Below are 19898 nucleotides of genomic sequence, written 5' to 3' on the forward strand. Positions count from 1 at the left end.
GTCCGGCGCAAACCGATGAAAGCCGCTTTCCTTCTCTTTCGCCACACTGTTGTTTTTCGCGGTATGAGAAGAGAGAAACCATGAACGCATTACTCTATGGGCTGGTCGTTGTGATCTGGGGCACGACCTGGATCGCCATTTTTTTGCAACAGGGGCCGGTTGCAGCGCCTGTCTCCATTTTCTGGCGCTTCGCCGTGGCCAGCGCCACGATGATGATCGTCCTGGTCGCCCTTCGCCGACTGCGCAGGCTGGCGCTGCGGGATCACCTCTACTGCATGCTTCAGGGCTGCTGCGTTTTCTGTTTCAACTTCTGGTGCTTTTACACCGCCGCCGCCCATATCAATACCGGCCTTGAGTCGGTGATTTTCTCAATGGCCGTGCTGTATAACGCCATCAACAGCTTTATCTTCTTCGGTCAACGTCCACCCGCCCGGTTTTGGACGGCGGCAGCGCTGGGGCTTATCGGGATCATTACCCTGTTCTGGAACGATCTGCTCGCCAGCGGCTGGAGCGCGTCGTTGCTTACGGGCATCGGGCTTTCCGCTCTTGGCACCTACGGCTTCTCGCTGGGGAATATGATCAGCATGCGTCATCAGCGAAACGGGCTGGAAACCATGACCACCAACGCCTGGGCGATGCTGTATGGCACCGTCGTGATGGGCCTTATCGCTCTCTTCAGGGGCGAAAGCTTTATGCCGGAATGGACGGTGAGCTATATGGGGGCGCTGCTCTATCTTGCGCTGTTTGGCTCGGTGATTGCGTTCGGCGCCTACTTTACGCTGGTGGGCCGCATTGGTCCCGGTAAAGCCGCATACAGTACCCTGCTGTTCCCGCTGGTGGCGCTGTCGATTTCAACGGTGTATGAGGGCTACGTGTGGCATCTCAATGGGATCGTGGGCCTGCTGTTGATTCTGGGGGGGAATATGGTGATGTTTACCAAACCAGAAACCTGGTTCCGGCGCCTGCGGACGGCATAAAAAAACGGCCTGCGAACAAGCAGGCCATCATCGTTATTTCGCCGTCGGATGAACGTCAAACATGGTGGCATCGGTCGCCATGTCATCCACAACCTGTTTCAGGGTTGCGAAGCCCATCGGCGTATTTTCGTTTGCCAGCTCTTTCCCTTCGCCTTTACGAACAACCTTAACAACCGGTTTGTTCGTGGCCGCGTCAATTAACTCACCCTCGAAGAACAGATGCGTATCCATGGTGCGATGACCAGTTGCCATCTGCGTACCCGCGACCAGTAGCGCCACTGGCACGACCTCATAGAACTGCAAACCTTCTTTGTCTGAACTCACACCCGTGATGGCACCGCGGAAGATCAGGCTATGTTTGCCTGGCGTCGTCACAATCGGCTTACGCTGGCCAATCGCGGTTTTCAGTTTGTTATTGGTATAACTCAGCAGCTCATCAAGCGTTTTTTGCCCAATCTGGGTGGACGGTTGTGGCTTTGGATAATACGAGATCGGCGTCCAGATAATGCTGTCGTAATTCGCCGGGTTATATGAAGGATCAACCCAACGCAGCGTCGGTTTACCCGTCGCAGACGTTGTCTGCTGCAAGCTGGAATAGTCTTTTAAAAAGCCTGAATACTGTTCGGGAGCCGCGACTTTTGACGCACAGCCAGCCAGCGCTAACAGACCAGAAAGCACTGCCACTTTAAAAAAAGGATGAGTACGCATTATGGTATTCCATGTTATCTGCAAGTATGCATTTGAAGTTATAACAAAAAACCGGGCGATGTGTTGTGGCAAAAAATGACGAAGACAGCACAAATAGTGAAAAAATGCCCGGACGGAGGCCGGGCGGTGAAATATTACTCTTTCAGATCGACCTGCCAGAACAGATGTTTGCCAAAGGGATCGATTTCATAGCCTGTGACCTCTTTACGGACTGGCTCAAAGATTGTCGAGTGGGCAATCATTACCGCCGGCATTTGATCGTGCATCATCTGCTGCGCCTGCTTGTACAGCGCCACGCGTTTTTCGCGATCGGTTATCGATTTTGCTTCGGCAATCAGGTCATCAAACGGCTTATAACACCATTTCGCCGAGTTCGACCCGCCGTTGGCGGACGTACAGGTAAAGAGCGGGCCGAAGAAGTTATCCGGATCGCCCGTCGCCGTTGTCCAGCCCATCAGCGCGGCCTGATGCTCCCCGCCTTTCACGCGCTTCAGGTATTCGCCCCATTCGTAGGTCACGATTTTGGCCTGCACGCCAACTTTCGACCAGTCCGCCTGGATCATCTCCGCCATACGCTTCGCGTTCGGGTTATAGGGCCGCTGCACGGGCATCGCCCACAGTTCGATGCTGACGCCATAGGCAAATCCCGCTTCCGTTAACAGCGCTTTCGCTTTTTCAGGATCGTAATCGTAATCTTTCAGCGCACTGTCGGCACTCCAGACGCCAGGGGGCAGCAGGTTTTTCGCCGCCGTACCGGTGCCGTGGAAGACCGCCTCAATGATGGCGGGTTTGTTAATCGCCATCGCCAGCGCCTGGCGCACTTTTACGTTGTCCAGCGGCGGCTTTTGCGTGTTAAACGCGAGGAAACCGGTATTCAGCCCGGCCTTGCTCATCAGGTTGATGTCTTTGTTCGCCTTCATACGCGGCAAATCCGCCGGGTTCGGGAACGGCATCACCTGACATTCGTTCTTCTCCACTTTGGCAAAGCGCACCGAGGCGTCCGGCGTGATGGTGAACACCAGACGATCCAGCTTCGATTTCCCCTGCCAGTAGTCCGGGAAGGCGGTAAAGAGGATGCGGGAATCTTTTTGATACTGTGCGAGCTTAAACGGCCCGGTGCCAATCGGCTGCATATCGACCTTTTCCGGCGTGCCCGCTTTCAGCATGGCATCGGCATACTCCGCCGACAGGATGGAGGCAAAGTACCACGCCAGATCAGCGACAAAAGGCGCTTCCGGGTGCGCCAGAGTGAAGCGCACGGTGTGATCGTCAACTTTATCAATGGCGGTAATCAGGCTGCCGAACTCCAGACTTTCGAAGTTGGAATAACTGCCGTTTGAGACGTTATGGTACGGATGATTCACATCCTTCTGGCGCATAAACGAGAAAATCACGTCATCCGCGTTGAAGTCGCGCGTCGGCGTGAACAGCTTATTACTGTGGAATTTCACTCCTTTGCGCAGATGGAAGGTGTAAATCTTGCCATCCTCGCTGACTTCCCAGCTTTCCGCCAGGCTCGGCACCAGTTCGGTGGTGCCCGGTTTGAAATCGACCAGACGGTTATAAACCGGTACCGCGCTGGCGTCCACGCTGGTTCCCGAGGTATAGAGCTGAGGATTGAAGTTTTCCGGCGATCCTTCAGAGCAATACACCAGCGTTTTTGCCGCGACGGTGGAACTGACCGTCAGCGCAGCAAGCGCCAGCGTTATCATTGTGAATGTGCTTTTCATCATTTATTCCTGTCTTTTTAATTCGACGGCTAATTACTTCTTTTGCCATTCCATAAATAACATTAAAGTGTTGACGCAAACACATGAAAAATAAATACAGAAGGAAACACTATGGGCTCAGAACTCTCCAGACAATTAACCCAACGCTTTTTCCGCTATCTCGCCATCACCAGCCAGAGCGATCCGAAAGTCAAAACGCTGCCCTCCACCCCGGGCCAGCATGAGATGGCGCGGGAGCTGGCGAAGGAGCTGGAAACGCTGGGGTTAGACGATATTGTGATTGATGAGTTCGCCACCGTTACCGCCGTAAAAAAAGGCAATGTTCCCGGCGCGCCGCGTATTGGTTTTATTACCCATATCGACACCGTCGACGTCGGTTTATCCCCGGATATTCATCCACAAATATTAACGTTTACGGGGGATGATCTCTGTCTGAATAAAGAGAAAGAGATCTGGTTGCGCGTAAAAGAGCATCCGGAAATTCTGGCTTATCCTGATGAAGAGATTATTTTCAGCGACGGAACCAGCGTATTAGGCGCAGATAATAAATCCGCCGTCACGGTGGTGATGACGGTGCTGGAAAACCTGACCGCTGAGCACAAGCATGGCGATATTGTGGTGGCGTTTGTGCCCGACGAAGAGATTGGCCTGTGTGGTGCGAAAGCGCTGGATCTAAAGCGCTTCGACGTCGATTTTGCCTGGACCATCGACTGCTGCGAGCTGGGGGAAATTGTTTACGAAAACTTTAACGCGGCGGCGGCGGAAATTCGCTTTACCGGCGTCACGGCCCACCCGATGTCCGCCAAAGGCGTGCTCGTCAACCCGCTGCTGATGGCAACGGATTTCATCAGCCATTTCGACCGCCAGCAAACCCCGGAGTGCACCGAGGGGCGCGAGGGTTACATCTGGTTTAACGGCATCCAGGCCGGGCAAAACGAAGCGGTACTGAAAGCCAACATCCGTGATTTTGACAAAGAGGGATTTGCCGCCCGCAAGCAGCAGATTGCCGATGTGGCGGCGCGAATTGCCGCACAGCATCCCACGGCAAAGGTGGAGTATCGCATTGAGGATACCTACAGCAATATCAGCAATGCGATTGGCGAAGACCGCCGCGCGATCGACCTGATGTTCGAAGCGATGGAATCGCTCGGCATCACGCCCAGGCCAACGCCGATGCGCGGCGGCACGGACGGCGCGGCCCTGTCAGCCAAAGGTTTGCTCACCCCGAACTTCTTCACCGGCGCCCATAACTTCCACTCGAAGTTTGAGTTTTTACCGCTGTCGTCGTTCGAGGCGTCCTATCGCACTGCCCTGCAACTCTGTCTGCTGGCCGCGCGTTAAGCGGGCTTGCGTGCAAGCATGGTGGCGAAGCGCAGCTTGATACGGTTCCCGTTGGCATCGGTACGGTGGAGTTCCCCCACCTCTTCGTTGTACTTGATCAACTCCCAGCCTTCGTAATAGTGGCTCAGTTCACCGGTTTTGAAGGCAAACGGGAAGCCGACGGTGCACGGATAGTCCTCCGTGTCCATCGCGGCAACAATCAGGTTATAGCCGCCCGGTTTGGTGCAACCCTGCATATTGGCGATAAGACCAGGGATGGTTTTCGCTTCAAGGAACATCAACACGACGGTGGAGAGAATAAAGTCGTATTCGCCATCAAAGGTCAGGGTGTTCAGATCCTTAATCGCCGTTTTCAGGTTCGCAATCCCTTCCGCCGCCTTAATGCGCTCGATGTTATCGATGCTCATCGGATTTTTATCCCACGCCGTTACGTCATAGCCGTTGGCCGCCAGGTAGAGGCTGTTGCGGCCATTTCCGCAACCGAGATCGAGCGTTTTACCCGGCTTAACAATGCCCGCGCTATAAAGCACCTCTGAGTGGGTGCGGGTCAGACCATATTTCTCAGTAAAGTAGTTTTCATCGACAGTCATTATTTTTCCTCAGATTGCATAAGCAGTGCCTTATCAGCGCGCACCAGAAGTTTGCCCTGCATCAGCAAGATAAAAGTACGGACCAGCAGCATCGCGATGATGGCGTTGGTGAAAATAAACAGGGGAACCGCGAGGGCATGAAAGAACCCTGACGGACTGCTCTGCCCAAGATGTAAACCGGTGGTCGCCAGCGCCGACACCCCGAACGAGAAGCTCCAGAACGACGCGTTGAACGGCTGCGACAGATACCACGGCATCAGACGCAGCATAAACAGGAGTTGCAACAGACCATAGCCGAAAAGCATTTTGGCGAAGGTGTCCGCTTCGCCGCCGTTGACGCTAAACCAGGCGCTACAGGCCACCAGGGCAGGCGCAAGCTGGATCCCGAGCGAGGTACGAAGCGCCGCGGGCAGTTCGCCCGCGCTGCGCAGGCGTTGCAAAATGACCGGCTCCAGGCTCAGCCAGGAAAAGACCCCGGCGCCAAGGAACACCAGCCCCGCATCGTGGAAACCCAGCGCACCGCAGGCCATCGCGCTGATAAAATTGTTCGCTACCGTCGGCAGATACAGTCCTGGCGTCGTGGCCTCTTCCGGATGCTTACCGCGCCATAGCCCGGCGCTTTGCCAGGCGGCATACGCAAGCTGGATCACCACGCCCACGCCAAACAACCCCAGCGCCACCGGGCGATACCACGGCACAAAGCCGATGGCCACCAGCAGCGTTGTGGCAGGAAAAAGGCTGACAAAACTGCTCATTACCGGATGTCGCATCTCGGACAGCACGCTATGTGGAAACCGTACCGCACGGGTAAGAAACGCCACGCTCAGAAGGAACCACATCGCCACCGCCAGCGCCACCAGGATCTCGCCCGGCCAGCGCGTCACCGGCCAGATGGTACCGGCGTAACGCCAGGCGAACCCCATGCCTATGGTCCCGAGGACCATACCGAAATACCCGGCGGGCAAGTTAAGAACGCGTTGGTTTTGGTTATGCATTTTTTTTAAACTTTAAAATGTATTTTAAATGCCATTTTAAGGGGTTTCCTGAGCGGACGCCAGCACTTCGAAAAGCCAAAAGTTTGCTACGTTTAGTGAAAGGCTTTTCAGGGATAACGCGATGACAAAATATCGGCTAAGCAATGAAACCCGTCTCTGGCGCTGGCAGGACGGATCGACGCCGTGCACAACCTCCCTCAGACAAATTATTGCCGTGAAGGATTTTAACGATGTGACCCGCGGGACAAAAGGTGGTTGGGTTGAGGATGAGAACGCGCTCGCCCAGGACGGGGATTGCTGGGTTTACGATGAAAACAGCGTGGTATTTGCCGGGGCCAGGATATGCGGTAATGCCCGCCTCACCCAACCCTGCATCGTAAGCCACCGCGCACACGTTGGCGGCAACAGCTGGCTTGACGCGGCAGAGGTGAGTCACGGGGCGATAATAAGTGACAACGTCACCATTCAGCATTCCAGCGTACGCGGGGAATGCCGTATCGCCGGTGATGCGCGGGTGCTGCACAATAGCATGGTGATTGCAGCCAAAGGGCTGACGCCCGACCGTGAGCAGATCCTGCAAATTTATGACAGAGCCACGGTCAGCCAGTCGCGTATTGTGCATCAGGCGCAAATCTACGGCGATGCCATGGTGACCTGGGCCTTCGTTGAGCACCGCGCGGAGGTGTTCGATCGCGCCATTCTTGAGGGCAACGCGCTTAATAACGTCTGGGTGTGCGACTGCGCCAAAGTGTACGGCAACGCCCGCCTGCTGGCCGGTTCAGAGGACGATGCCATCCCGACGTTGCGGTACAGTTCACAGGTTGCGGAAAATGCTCTCGTCGAAGGCAACTGCGTGATCAAACACCACGTGTTGATAGGCGGTGAGGCGTGGTTACGTGGCGGGCCGATCCTGATTGATGACAAGGTGGTCATTCAGGGGCGGGCGCGTATCAGCGGCGATGTGCTGATTGAGCATCAGGTGGAAGTAACGGACGATGCGGTTATCGAGGCGTTTGAGGGTGAAAGCATTCACGTCCGGGGATCTAAAGTGATCAACGGCGACACGCGGATCACCCGAACGCCGCTGCTGGGGGCACTATAGCGGGAAAATCCTGGCATAAAGATTCACATCATCGAAGCGGCCGTTGAGCATTTCCGCTTCCCGCATACAACCTTCCAGCGTGAATCCGTTGCGCTGCGCCACCCGGTTACTGCTCTGGTTATCCACGCGACATTTGATCACAAAGCGGCGGATCTCGCCGCGCTCAACGTAATAGCGCATAAACGCCTGGAGCGCCTGAGAGAGAATGCCCTGCCCCTGATGCGCTTCGTCGAGCCAGTAGCCGATGTATCCGGCCTTATTCGCAGGCTCTATCGCGTTAAATGAAAGCACGCCCACCAGTTCATCCTTCATGAAAATCAGGAACATTTTGGCGTAACCGCGCTGGTGCAGCATCTGGTTGCTCTGCACGTTGCGGCGCGTGTCCTCTTCGCTGCCGACATGTTGCGCCCAGTCGAAGGCGGTTTGCAGCCAGGTTTTGTTTTTGATGACGAGGTTGTGCAGATCGAAGGTATAGCGCTCGTCGACGGCGCGAAGCTCGATTTCCTGGTTAATGGGGATAATTTCTGAAGTCATAGTGCCTCTTAATTGCCGGGTGGCGGCTTCGCCTTACCCGGCACAATCCCAAAATGACTAGCGCATAATCCGGTCGTCAACGTAGTTACGTTTGTCCGGTGCGGGCGGGAAGTACTGGTACAGCCAGGTCTCGCTGATGGCATCGCCCTGACAGCGCAGGAACAGGCGCATATCCACCGGCTCGGTGGAGTCAGAGGTTGGATACCAGTCAAACAGAATGCGATACCCGTCGAACGGTTCGACATAGAGGATCTCCACCTGCTTCGCTTCACCGCTGGACAGGGTGATCACCGGCTCAATGCCCTTCGGCGCGGCGGCCTTCAGATCGCCCCCGACGAAGTCAATGGCAAAGCGACGGGCCCACACTTTCGGGTAGTTTTCACCCGGCGCCCAGCCTTCCGGGAAGCCGCCCATACCGGTACGGGTGGCGTAGACGTTAGCCAGCGGCGAACGCACCGGTGGCTGTGCGCTCCAGTAAAGACGGTATTTGAAGTCCAGTTCATCGCCCGCCTGCACCGGTTTCTCCGGCTGCCAGAAGCAGACCACGTTATCGAGCGTCTCGCCGGTTGTCGGGATTTCCATCAGCGCAATGGCGCCTTTACCCCAGTTGTTGCGCGGCTCGACCCACAGGCTTGGTCGCTTGTTATACCAGCCCATCACGTCCTGATAGTGTGAGAAGTCACGGTCAAGCTGCAACAAGCCGAAGCCTTTCGGGTTTTTATCCTGATAGGCGTTAAATTGCAGCTTTTGCGGGTTGTTCAGCGGTCGGCAGATCCACTCCCCGTTTCCGCGCCACATCGCCAGACGGTCTGAATCGTGGATCTGCGGATGAATGGTGTCACACATGCGGCGTTCGTTATTGCCGCAGCTAAACATGCTGGTCATCGGCGAGATGCCAAGCTGCTTGATGTCTTTGCGCGCGTAGAGGTGGTTTTCAACGTCCATGATCACCTGGCTCTTCTCACAGTGGATCACAAACTTATAGGCACCGGTAATGCTCGGGCTGTCCAGCAGCGCATAGACGGTAAAGGTGGTATCACCCGGCTTAACGGTTTCAAACCAGAAGGAGGTGAAGTCCGGGAACTCTTCCGGGGTGTCGGTAAAGGTATCTACCGCCAGACCGCGCGCGGAAAGGCCGTACTGGTAGGTATCATCCACCGCGCGGAAGTAGCTCGCGCCCAGGAACGAAACGATATCGCGTCGGGCCAGCTCTGGCGCTTTAAAGACGCGGAACCCGGCGAATCCGAGGTCGCTCTGCCCTTCAAGCTGGCGGGTATCCACGCCCGTATCGCCGTAGCTGAACAGTTCAGGCCGGAAGTGAATTTCACGCGCCTGCGAGGTCGTTTGATCCAGCGAGAACATGCGCACGCGGCGGCGGAACCCCATCCCCATATGGAAGAACTGGGCGTCCAGCTGTCGGCCTTCAATGTTATTCCACAGCGACTGCTTCTCATCGTAACGGATGGCGTTGTACGCCTGCGGCGTCATGGTCGCCAGCGTTTCCGGCAGCGGACGTGGCGCACCGCCCCACGGGGTTTTCGCCAGATCGTGCGCCATGGATTGCAGAACAGAGAAGTCAAAGCGGCGGCTCTGACCGTCTGCAATGTCGGAATCAGCAGCATACGCCGCCTGGGAAAACAGAGAAGCAAGGCCAGAAGTGCCGCTCAGGGCAGCCATTGCCAGGGAACCTTTGAGAAAACGTCTGCGATTCATGCCTGAGAAAACGTCCTTATGGTCGTGTGAATGAGTTTCGCGCGCAGCGAAATGACGGCAAGAAAGAACGCACAGCCTAAACAAAAACGGTTAAGAATCCAATTGTTGGCGGGTGATTATCTGAACAAACCGAGAAATATTTTCTGTCGACCAGAACGGCCTGAAAAAGGGGTAAAGTTATGTATAAAAATGCCCCGGTGCGACATCGACAACCGGGGCGAATGAGGCGGTTATTTTACGCTGACATCGATACCCGGAAAGTACTTATCAGCCAGTTTCGCGATCGTGCCGTCGGCACGTACTTTATCAATTGCGGCATCAAGCTGCTTTTTGGTGGCTTCATCCCCCTTACGCAGCCCAAAGCCGATCCCACTGCCGAGGATAGTGTCGTCCGACACCGGTTTGCCGATAAAGCCAAACCCTTTACCCTGCGGCTTGCTGAGGAAACCGGCCTGCCCGGCCGCTGACATCACCAGCGAGGCATCAATACGGCCATTCAGCAGATCTCCCCAGGCCATATTCTGATCTTTATAAGACACCACGGTGACACCGTGCTTCTCCCAGTGCTCTTTGGCGTAAGTTTCCTGAATTGACCCCTGGAGAACGCCGATGGTTTTGCCCTTCAGCCCTTCCGGCGTGGCCTCTACCGCAGAACCGGCTTTCCCCACCAGCTGGGAGGGAATGCGGTAGATCGGCTGGGTGAAATCAATGCTCTTGCGACGCTGTTCGGTGATGTTCATCGCCGAGTTGATGGCGTCGAACTTCTTCGCCACCAGACCGGGGATCAGCGCATCAAACGAGGTTTCTACCCAGCTGCACTTCAGCGCGGCGGCCTGGCAGATGGCATTTCCCAGCTCTACGTCAAACCCTTCCAGCTCCCCTGACGCATTGCGGCTTTCAAACGGCGGATATTCCGCTTCCAGCCCGTACCGCAACTCGGTGGCGGCAAACGACGAGAATGAACACAGCAGACCTATGCCGACAACTAACGCGCGTAATTTCATCTTAAATTCCTTAACGTGGTGTAACCCGACACAGGGCTTGTGCACCTGCCCGTAACGTCGCCTCATCTTTCGCAAAAGAGAGACGGATCAGTTTATTGTCCGTGCCATCGGCATAAAACGCCGACAGCGGAATGGTGGCAACCCCGCCCTCAACAATCAGCCTTTTCACCATCTCACTGTCGCGCTCGTCGCTGAAGCCGCTGTAATCCGCCAGCAGGAAGAACGAACCGGCACTCGGAAGCAGCCTGAACGGTGAGTCAGCGAGCAAACTTTGCAGCAGATCGCGCTTGCGCTGATAAAACGCCGCCAGCGACAGCCAGGTTTGCGGATCGGTCATGTGTTCGGCAAACGCGTACTGCATTGGGGTATCGGCAGAGAACATTAAAAATTGATGGACTTTACAGATCTCATCCATCAGCTCCGCGGGTGCCACACAATACCCCACACGCCAGCCGGTGACGTGATAGGTTTTTCCGAAAGAAGAAATAATCACGCTGCGCTCCGCCAGCTGTGGGTGCGTCGCCATCCCGTGATGCGGTTCGCCATCAAAAACAACGTGCTCATACACTTCGTCAGACAAAATGATGATGTCGGTGTGACGCGTCAGCGCGGCCAGCTGGTGCAGATCGGCGGCTGAAAACACCTGTCCGCTCGGGTTGTGTGGCGTATTAACGATGATCATCCGCGTGCGCGGGGTAATGGCCGCCCGCACTTCATCCCAGTTCACGGCAAAATCCGGTACCGTCAGCTTAATGGCTACCGGCGTCGCCCCTTGCAGACGCACAATCGGCGCATAGCTGTCAAAGGAGGGTTCGAAATAGATCACCTCATCGCCAGGATGAACCAGCCCGCTGATGGCCGAGTAAAGCCCTTCGCTGGCGCTGGCGGTCACCAGCACCTCATTCGATGGGTCATAGTGTGTGCCATAGAGCGTGGCAATTTTGTCCGCAATGCGCTCCCTGAGCGGTTGCAGCCCGGTCATGGACGCGTACTGGTTATGCCCTGCCTCCATGGCGCGGGTCACGCCGGTGATAAGTTTTGGGTCGCAGGAAAAATTCGGCGCACCCTGAGAAAGGTTGATGGCGTTATGCCGGGCTGAAAGCTGGCCGATAACGGTAAAAATGGTGGTTCCCACATCGGGCAATTTGGATCGTGTCTGCACCGGCGTTTTCAAAGTCATCCTCTGTCCCTTCTCGTGGTGAATGCATAACTATTCAAACAACAACTTCATTGTCGGGACAATCGAATTGTTGTCATAATAGCCATGACAAAAATGCATAGCTAAGGTGAGATATGTCGCGCCGTTCATTTCCGCTTAATGCCGTAGAGACGTTCATTGTGACCGCGCGTCACCTGAATCTGACCCACGCCGCCAGAGAGCTTTGTCTGACGCAGGGGGCGGTAAGCCGTAAAATCGCCTCGCTGGAAAGCTGGTTCGGCTTCCCGCTGTTCGAACGCCATGCGCGCGGCCTGCGTCTCTCTTCGCAGGGAAGCGCCCTGCTGCCGGAGCTGCAATCTGCGTTTGAACACCTGCTGAACGTCGCTGAACAGGCACGGTCGCACCAGACCGTGATTCGTCTGAAAGCGCCTACCTGCGCAATGCGCTGGCTGGTGCCGCGTCTGTTACAGGTGGAACGTGAACAGCCGGAACTCCAGATTGCGCTGACCACCACCACCGATCACAACGTCAATTTCAAAACCGAATCCTATGACGCGGCGATTGTGTTTGGGACGCACATGAGCGCCGGGGATCTGCTGTTCGAAGAGGCCTTAACGCCGGTGATGAGTCCGCTGCGGGCCGGTTCTGCGCTGGAAACGCTCACCTTCCTGCACCCCACGCGGGACAAGACGGACTGGACGCTATGGCTGGCGAAACAGCCGCACCCGACGCCAGCTATGCTCAAAAATCAACACTTCGAAACCATGGATCTGGCAATTACCGCCGCCATTCAGGGGCTGGGCATCGCCATCGCGGATGAAACGCTGGTGGAGGAGGACGTGCGCGCCGGACGGCTGATGCGGCCTTTTGACACAAGCATCAAGACGGGGGCGAGCTACCGGCTGGTATTACGCGACGCACCCGGCCCGGAAAACGGGCTGGATGCGTTTCGCGCCTGTCTGCTCAGTCGAGGCTGACGTGGTGTTTCATCACCCGTTTGAAGAGGCTCATGCGGGCACGCATGAAACGGTTTTCAAGCCGAAAACCTGCATGTTTATTCACACCGATACGTAAGAGTACGTCCCGCCCTTTCCGGCAGGCGGGCCAGCGCGTCGGCCCTGCCAGACTGTCACGTGCCCCCGCATCCCGGGCAAAACTCACCCAGTAGTCCGCCACCTGAGCGGCGAAGACCAGATCGCGTTCGTTGACATACTGCCGCGAAGGTTCCACCAGGCCAAGGGTATCGAACACGTAGGGCACTTCGTTACCGTGCCAGGCGCCGTTAATGTAGGTCGCGTGCTCCGCTTCGGCCACATAATCAAACCAGTATCGCCAGCACAAACCGCCCGCCCGCTGCTGCGCCTGCATCACCACGTATCCCATGGTGGTAAAGGCCATGTCGCGGCATACCTGCCTGCCGAGTTCCTCATCGCCCTTCACGCCCGGATAGAGCAGCTTGATCAGCCCCAGGCCGAAGCGCCGCTCGCGGCGAAGCTTCTGGATCTGCCCGGCAAGATCGACCCCGAATACCGACATCACGCTGGCTTCGTCGCTGTTCGACCCTATCATCACCGGTACAGGATGCTGACGGGCCGCGAAAAAGACGTCGAGCATGGCTTCAGGCAGAACGCAGTCACCCACGATGGGCGCAGGAGCGATATTCAGCGGCGAGGTCAGCGGCCAGAACGCCTCAGGCGGGATCGCGCGAAGCTGTTCCGCGGTGGCATTTTCCAGACCGAAATGGGCGGCAATGGCTTCGCCTTTATGCATGGCCTGTTCGCGCGGCGTGTCCGGCAGTGTGTACCCGCTTTGCACAATGGCTTTATGGAACAGCCCTCCCGCAAGCGGGGAAGCCATCAGCGACAGCACGCTGCGCGCCCCGGCCGACTCGCCAAAAACGGTAATGTTCTCAGGATCGCCGCCGAACGCGGCAATGTTATCGCGCACCCATTCCAGGGCCTGGATCTGATCGAGCAGCGCAAAATTATGCACCACGCGCTCTTCCTCCCCCTCCAGCGCCGGATGGGCAAAAAAGCCGAGGTGCCCGAGACGGTAATTAATTGTCACCACCACCGCGCCGCGCTTCGCCAGCGCCCTGCCGTTATACGGAGGCAGCCCGCCAGCGCCGAGGGTAAAGCCTCCGCCGTGCAGCCAGACCATCACCGGAAGCGGCGTGGCGCGTGCGATCGGCGACCAGACGTTAAGGTAGAGGCAGTCTTCAGAGAACTGGCCGGGATCGCCGCCGCCCAGCTCCTGACAGCTTTCGCTGCTCTGCCAGCTGGAGGCGGAGAACGCCGTCGCCGGGCGCACGCCATCCCAGCGCTCGGGGGGACGCGGGGAGCGCCAGCGCCACGGGCCTACGGGCGGTGCCGCATAGGGAATGCCGCACCACACGTGGGTATTGTCTTCAGTAAAACCAATCAGTGCGCCCTGGCGCGTTTCAACCACAGGGGCGGAGGGATTTTCCATACCAACCTTCTTTTTCCATCACACCCTTGCAGAGTAACGGTTTCAGAGCAAACCGCAACGCTGTTTGCTGCGCACCTCCGCCTCCTCGTACAGCGAAAACTCATCGTGTACCGCACAGCCGAGTGCGGCTTCGAAGGCCTGGCGGCTGGCATTGCCGTGGCTGCGCGCCTGCGTTTCATTGCCGAGATTCGACTGGAAGATCCCCGCCGCGCTGACGGGCAGAAAATCCTCGTAGGTGATCGGCTGGGCCACAACCCAGCCGCGTTCGATCAGCGGCTGCGGATCGTCGCCGGGACGAAACGCGTGCCGATGCGCCTCCCCTGTCGGGGTCAGACGGTAGCGGAAATAGGCCAGCCCCTGACGGCGCAGGAACATTTCACTGTCCGGGAAAGCGCTGAAGATCTCGCGCAGGTGAAGCTGGTGGGTCAGGTTATCTTTGCCGGTCCCGGCCTGATTTAACAGGCTGTCGTACAGCTCGCGTCCTTTCGGCGTAAGGGCCACGCCGCGCTGCTCAATCTCACCGAAACGCGCGGTATGGGTGCCCTTGTGTTCTCCCGCGAAAAGCACCGGCTCTTCCAGCGCCTTAAAGCTGGTCTGGCGCAGGAGGATCGGCACCTCGCGGCGCGGCGGGCCTTCAATCAGAATTTTCGGTTCAATACCGTACTTCGGCATCAGCTCCTGCACCCGGTCGATATCCAGCGTGCGCGGCGTGAGATGGTTGATATGGCACCCCGGGAAACAGACCACGTCGGCAATCAGGCGATGTTCGTTGCTCAGCGCCAGATAGGTTTCCTGATCCACCGTCGCATGACGATGCCAGCGGAAGGTTTCTAACGCCTCCTGCACAAATTCACGCGCCTGCGCCCCGGTAAAGTGTCCCTGCGCATCATGCAGGTCAATCAGTTCCAGACAGCGCGGCGTAAAGATGTTGCGTCGGGAGAGGATCTCCGCCGCCCTTTCGCGCAGCGCAACGTTTTCAATCAGCTCCAGGCGCAGCAGCGAAGTAAAAATGCGAAACGGATTACGGCACAGCGCCGCATCGTCAGTCGGACGAAACGCCGTCGAGTGGACGGGCACACCCGCCTGGGAGAGATCGTAATAGCTGACCGGGTACATGCCCATAATGGCGAAGATCCGGCGCAGGGTGGAAAGCTCCTGCGCGGTGCCGACGCGGATCGCACCGTGACGCTCTACGTTCAGGCGCGCCAGTTCGTCTGCGTTTGCCAGTTGTTCATGTAAAAGGGGGTTATTTTCCAGAACCGCCAGGTTAACGTCCGCCACCAGTTCCAGCAAGGTGCCGTACTGCGGAACTTCCTGCTGGTACATCGCCGACATAGCCTGCGAAAAGTGTTCCCGAATATCATCAGCCGTGATGGTGTTCGCCATGATGTCATGCCTCCAGTGAATACTACCTGGAGTGTAGAGAAGCCCATTCCTTTCGTTGGGAAGAATTTACGAATTGTGATCCAGGCAGACGAGTGGTCAAAGCGTGGGCGTTTTCGAAAAACGGTTGTAACTCAAATAGATCAGATGTTAAAAATATTTTGCTATCAGGTTATCAAATTCAAACATCTTAACTTGTCACCCGCGTCGCTCTGTTTTTAACATCGCCTATGGAAAAAAATGGTCTGTTCAGTCAGCGCATACGCTTGCGCCATTTACATACTTTTGTGGCCGTCGCTCAACAGGGAACGCTGGGGCGAGCGGCTGAAACCCTTAACCTCAGTCAGCCTGCACTCTCCAAAACGCTAAACGAACTGGAACAGCTTACCGGAACCCGCCTGTTCGATCGCGGTCGTCTGGGCGCTCAGCTTACGCTCGTGGGCGAACAGTTCCTGACGCATGCCGTCAAAGTTCTCGATGCACTCAACACCGCCGGTCAGGCGCTCAACCGTAAAGAGGAGCCGGCCAGCGACATCGTGCGCGTGGGCGCGCTGCCGACGGCGGCGTTGGGCATATTGCCTGCGGCGATCGGCCAGTTCCACCGCCAGCAAAAGCACGCCACGCTTCAGGTCGCGACCATGAATAATACAATGCTGCTGGCGGGCCTGAAGTCAGGCGAGCTGGATCTGGGCATTGGTCGGATGTCCGATCCGGAACTGATGAGCGGCCTGAATTACGAGCTTTTGTTCCTGGAATCCCTGAAGCTGGTGGTGCGTCCGAATCATCCCCTGTTGCAGGATACCGTGACCCTGAGCCGCGTGATGGAGTGGCCGGTTGTCGTTTCACCGAAAGGAACCGTGCCGCGTCAGAATGCGGAAGCTTTACTGCAAATGCAGGGCTGCACGCTGCCGTCAGGGTGTATTGAAACGCTTTCGGCGTCGCTTTCTCGCCAGCTTACCGTGGATTATGACTACGTGTGGTTTGTGCCGTCCGGCGCGGTGAAGGACGATCTGCGACGCGGCGTGCTTACGGCGCTGCCGGTAACATCGCCCGGGGCGGGAGAACCCATTGGGATCCTGACGCGCGTAGATGCCTCACTTTCGGAAGGCGCCCAGACGTTGTTAAGCGCCATTCGTAAATCAATGCCTCTCTGAAGATAAACGTACAACCCGCCGCGAGGGCGGGTCTGTCTTACTCAGAACGTTTCCCAGTTATCACCTGACACGGCCGTTGCCGGGGTTAAAGGCGCGGGCTTCGCGGCGGGTGCAGCGGTGGCCGCCCTTCCTGTGCGTGCTCCGTTGAGACGAAACGCGCCAACGGCTTCCGTCAGACGTGCGCCCTGCTCTTCCAGCGAGGCCGCCGCCGCAGAAGCTTCTTCCACCAGCGAGGCGTTCTGCTGCGTCACCTTATCCATCTCGGAGATCGCCTGGCTCACCTGAACAATGCCGCGGCTTTGCTCATCGGACGCTGCCGCAATCTCCAGCATGATATCAGTGACGCGTTTAACCGCCTCGACGATCTCATTCATGGTATTACCCGCGGCAACCACTTCCCCGGATCCCTGATCGATAAGCGACACCGATTCATTAATCAGGCTTTCAATCTCTTTTGCCGCGTTCGCGCTGCGGCTTGCCAGCGTGCGGACTTCGCTCGCCACGACCGCAAAGCCGCGTCCTTGTTCCCCCGCTCGTGCCGCCTCGACCGCCGCGTTAAGCGCCAGAATATTGGTCTGGAACGCGATGCTGTTAATTACGGCAGTAATTTCAGAGATCTTCTTCGAACTGGTGGAAATATTACCCATGGTTTTCACCACGCCAGAGACCATCTGCCCCCCGCGGCTGGCCTTACCGGAGGCATCTTCAGCGAGTTTACTCGCATGATGCGCGTTATCGGCGTTCTGCTTCACCGTGGCGGTGAGCTGTTCCATGCTGGCCGCCGTCTGTTCGATAGCCGCCGCCTGCTGCTCGGTACGGGAAGAGAGATCGGTGTTACCCGCGGAGATTTCGCTGGTGCCACGGTAGATCTCCTCCGCCCCCTGACGCACGGTGCCCACGGTTGTCACCAGCGCGTGCTGCATGGTTTGCAGGTCGCGCGTCAGGCGGCCAATTTCACTGCGCCCGGTCGGTTCGTCCGGCATGGTCAGATCGCCTTTTGCGATATTTTCGATACGCGTCGCGGCGCGCTGGAGCGGGTTAATCACCGTGCGGCGAAGAACCACAAAGGTGATCACCGCCAGCGCCAGGGCGAGACCAAACGCGCCGAACATAAACATCAGCCCCAGCCGGGTACGGGTATGCGCCTGCGCCGTTAGCGCATTGGCGCGTTCGGTACGGATTTTTATCGCCTTCAGCAGCACCGCGTTATAGGCATCGTCCAGCGGACGCGCGGTCTCATTTTCGTGGTTGATAATGGCTTCAAACATGCCGTTTTTGGCATATTTCAGCATCGGCTGCATACCGGCGATGTAGGCGTCATAGCGGGCTTTCAGATCGCCATCCAGCGCTTCATCAGCCGGGGTGCGAACGGTGCGCTTCATATAGGAAGCAAACCCATCCTGCGACTGTTTGAGGCGGGTTTCGGCCTCAGCGATGTTTTGCTTCATCGCCTCCATCTCGGCAATACGGCTCGCCGCCCCCGCGTGGATCATGTTGATACGGGCAGTGCGCAAATGGTTGGAACTGTTTGACAGACCGGTGCGCACCTGAATTTCTGCCGTGACATCCTGCTGATCGATATCGGCCTGGAGCAGGAAATAGCCTGCCAGACCCGAGCTCAATGCAAACAGGAGGATAATGCCACCGAGAATGGAGGAAAACAGCGGAACCAGCCGGATGTGATGCAAGAAGCTCAGCTTATGCTGCGCCTGCATCGATGTTGTGTTGTCCATGACCGTCGACTCTCTTATAGGTAAGATGCGTAAAAACACGCCTGTAAAAGAGTCATCGGCACGGCGGGGAATTTGATTACGCCTAAAAGCGTCAGACAGGTCACACTTTAGAGAAGATCAGGGAAGAAATGCCAGCGGTAAAAACCGCTGGCAGAATAATCAGTTGTCGCCGAAATGGATAACGGTACGAATGGATTTTCCTTCGTGCATCAGATCGAAGGCTTCGTTGATCTGATCCAGCGGCAGGCGGTGGGTGATGAACGGGTCGAGCTGAATTTTACCAACCATCGCATCTTCAACCATACCCGGCAGTTGGGTACGGCCTTTCACGCCGCCAAATGCCGACCCGCGCCATACGCGGCCTGTCACCAGCTGGAAGGGACGGGTTTTGATCTCCTGACCCGCGCCAGCCACGCCGATAATGATGCTCTCGCCCCAGCCCTTATGGCAGCACTCCAGCGCTGAACGCATCACGTTGACGTTGCCGATACATTCGAAGCTGAAGTCTACGCCGCCGTCGGTCAGTTCAACGATCACGTCCTGAACCGGTTTGTCGTAGTCTTTCGGGTTGATGAAATCGGTCGCGCCCATCTCACCTGCGAGCTTAAATTTCTCCGGGTTGGTATCCACAGCGATGATACGGCCAGCTTTCGCCTGTACCGCACCCTGGATGACCGCCAGACCGATCCCGCCCAGGCCGAACACCGCCACGGTGTCACCCTCTTTCACTTTTGCCGTGTTATGCACCGCGCCGATACCGGTGGTGACACCGCAGCCGAGCAGACAGACTTTATCCAGCGGGGCCTGCGGATTCACTTTCGCCAGCGAGATCTCGGCACACACCGTGTATTCGCTGAAGGTGCTGGTCCCCATGTAGTGATAAATAGGCTCGCCGTTATAGGAGAAACGGGTGGTGCCGTCCGGCATAAGTCCTTTGCCCTGCGTGGCGCGCACGGCCTGACAGAGGTTGGTTTTGCCGGATTTGCAGAACTTACACTCGCCGCACTCTGCGGTGTACAGCGGGATCACATGGTCGCCGGGCTTCAGGCTGGTGACGCCTTCACCCACTTCCACCACCACACCGCCCCCTTCGTGGCCAAGCACCGCCGGGAATACGCCTTCCGGATCGTCACCGGACAGGGTAAACGCATCGGTATGGCAAACGCCGGTGTGGGTAATTTTGATCAGCACTTCGCCTTTCTTCGGCGGAGCAACATCAATTTCAACGATTTTCAGCGGCTGGCCTGGGCCGAACGCGACAGCTGCGCGAGATTTCATGATGTCTTTCCCTTGTTGTGAGGTGTGT

General features: G+C 57.1%; 17 protein-coding genes. 5 read left to right on the forward strand and 12 right to left on the reverse strand.

From position 1 onward, the window contains the following. Positions 1 to 80: 80 nt before the first annotated feature. The gene (locus BH712_RS02790) at positions 81 to 977 is read left to right on the forward strand and encodes a DMT family transporter (protein WP_006810604.1); all 897 of its coding nucleotides are present in this window, start codon (positions 81 to 83) and stop codon (positions 975 to 977) included. Positions 978 to 1010: 33 nt separating this feature from the next. Here the strand turns inward: BH712_RS02790 and BH712_RS02795 are convergent, their stop codons facing one another. Further along, positions 1011 to 1685 carry a DUF3313 domain-containing protein gene (locus BH712_RS02795; protein WP_006810603.1) on the reverse strand — a complete coding sequence of 225 codons (675 nt, stop codon included), beginning with the start codon at positions 1683 to 1685 and terminating at the stop codon, positions 1011 to 1013. A 134-nt stretch (positions 1686 to 1819) separates the two neighbouring features. Further along, positions 1820 to 3415: an ABC transporter substrate-binding protein gene (locus BH712_RS02800; RefSeq protein WP_032673827.1), complete on the reverse strand. Its 1596-nt coding sequence runs from the start codon at positions 3413 to 3415 to the stop codon at positions 1820 to 1822. 111 nt (positions 3416 to 3526) lie between these two features. Here BH712_RS02800 and pepT point away from each other — a divergent pair, with 111 nt between their 5' ends. After that, positions 3527 to 4756, forward strand: coding sequence for a peptidase T (gene pepT, locus BH712_RS02805; RefSeq protein WP_006810601.1), 1230 nt, complete (start codon positions 3527 to 3529; stop codon positions 4754 to 4756). Here pepT and tehB read toward each other — a convergent pair. Continuing rightward, entirely contained in the window at positions 4753 to 5346 is a 594-nt protein-coding gene (tehB, locus tag BH712_RS02810) for a tellurite resistance methyltransferase TehB (protein WP_006810600.1), read from the reverse strand. The genes pepT and tehB overlap by 4 nt on opposite strands. Next, on the reverse strand, positions 5346 to 6341 hold the full coding sequence (gene tehA / locus BH712_RS02815; RefSeq protein WP_006810599.1) for a dicarboxylate transporter/tellurite-resistance protein TehA: 996 nt from the start codon (positions 6339 to 6341) through the stop codon (positions 5346 to 5348). The genes tehB and tehA overlap by 1 nt, the downstream gene beginning before the upstream one ends. 121 nt (positions 6342 to 6462) lie before the next feature. Between tehA and ydcK the strand changes: the two genes are divergently transcribed. Continuing rightward, the gene (ydcK, locus tag BH712_RS02820) at positions 6463 to 7443 is read left to right on the forward strand and encodes a YdcK family protein (protein ID WP_006810598.1); all 981 of its coding nucleotides are present in this window, start codon (positions 6463 to 6465) and stop codon (positions 7441 to 7443) included. Here the strand turns inward: ydcK and rimL are convergent. From rimL to BH712_RS02840, 4 genes are all read right to left on the reverse strand, one after another. After that, the gene (gene rimL / locus BH712_RS02825; protein WP_006810597.1) at positions 7438 to 7977 is read right to left on the reverse strand and encodes a 50S ribosomal protein L7/L12-serine acetyltransferase; all 540 of its coding nucleotides are present in this window, start codon (positions 7975 to 7977) and stop codon (positions 7438 to 7440) included. The two genes, ydcK and rimL, sit on opposite strands and share 6 nt — an antisense overlap. Before the next feature lie 57 nt (positions 7978 to 8034). Next, positions 8035 to 9690 carry a glucan biosynthesis protein D gene (locus tag BH712_RS02830; protein ID WP_006810596.1) on the reverse strand — a complete coding sequence of 552 codons (1656 nt, stop codon included), beginning with the start codon at positions 9688 to 9690 and terminating at the stop codon, positions 8035 to 8037. Between the two features lie 230 nt (positions 9691 to 9920). After that, positions 9921 to 10694, reverse strand: a complete 774-nt coding sequence (locus BH712_RS02835) for an ABC transporter substrate-binding protein (RefSeq protein WP_006810595.1) — start codon at positions 10692 to 10694, stop codon at positions 9921 to 9923. Between the two features lie 10 nt (positions 10695 to 10704). Then, on the reverse strand, positions 10705 to 11874 hold the full coding sequence (locus tag BH712_RS02840; RefSeq protein ID WP_006810594.1) for a pyridoxal phosphate-dependent aminotransferase: 1170 nt from the start codon (positions 11872 to 11874) through the stop codon (positions 10705 to 10707). A gap of 113 nt (positions 11875 to 11987) precedes the next feature. Between BH712_RS02840 and BH712_RS02845 the strand changes: the two genes are divergently transcribed. Further along, a complete protein-coding gene (locus BH712_RS02845; protein ID WP_006810593.1) occupies positions 11988 to 12830 on the forward strand; it encodes a LysR family transcriptional regulator in 843 nt (280 codons plus the stop codon). On the opposite strand, the gene BH712_RS02850 is transcribed toward BH712_RS02845, so the two are convergent. Together BH712_RS02850 and hglS are read right to left on the reverse strand one after the other, a co-directional pair. Beyond that, on the reverse strand, positions 12817 to 14322 hold the full coding sequence (locus BH712_RS02850; protein ID WP_006810592.1) for a carboxylesterase/lipase family protein: 1506 nt from the start codon (positions 14320 to 14322) through the stop codon (positions 12817 to 12819). The two genes, BH712_RS02845 and BH712_RS02850, sit on opposite strands and share 14 nt — an antisense overlap. Before the next feature lie 42 nt (positions 14323 to 14364). Further along, the gene (gene hglS / locus BH712_RS02855; protein ID WP_006810591.1) at positions 14365 to 15708 is read right to left on the reverse strand and encodes a 2-oxoadipate dioxygenase/decarboxylase HglS; all 1344 of its coding nucleotides are present in this window, start codon (positions 15706 to 15708) and stop codon (positions 14365 to 14367) included. Between the two features lie 227 nt (positions 15709 to 15935). On the opposite strand from hglS, the gene BH712_RS02860 reads away from it, so the two are divergent. Continuing rightward, positions 15936 to 16859 (forward strand): LysR substrate-binding domain-containing protein, encoded by a 924-nt coding sequence (locus BH712_RS02860; protein WP_006810589.1) that lies wholly within the window; start codon positions 15936 to 15938, stop codon positions 16857 to 16859. Positions 16860 to 16900: 41 nt separating this feature from the next. Here BH712_RS02860 and BH712_RS02865 read toward each other — a convergent pair whose 3' ends face one another. Further along, complete coding sequence (locus tag BH712_RS02865) at positions 16901 to 18592, reverse strand: methyl-accepting chemotaxis protein (RefSeq protein ID WP_006810588.1); 1692 nt, start codon at positions 18590 to 18592, stop codon at positions 16901 to 16903. A gap of 159 nt (positions 18593 to 18751) precedes the next feature. Further along, positions 18752 to 19870: an S-(hydroxymethyl)glutathione dehydrogenase/class III alcohol dehydrogenase gene (locus tag BH712_RS02870; RefSeq protein WP_006810587.1), complete on the reverse strand. Its 1119-nt coding sequence runs from the start codon at positions 19868 to 19870 to the stop codon at positions 18752 to 18754. Positions 19871 to 19898: the final 28 nt, after the last annotated feature.

This window comes from Enterobacter hormaechei ATCC 49162 (assembly GCF_001875655.1).
Classification (GTDB): domain Bacteria; phylum Pseudomonadota; class Gammaproteobacteria; order Enterobacterales; family Enterobacteriaceae; genus Enterobacter; species Enterobacter hormaechei.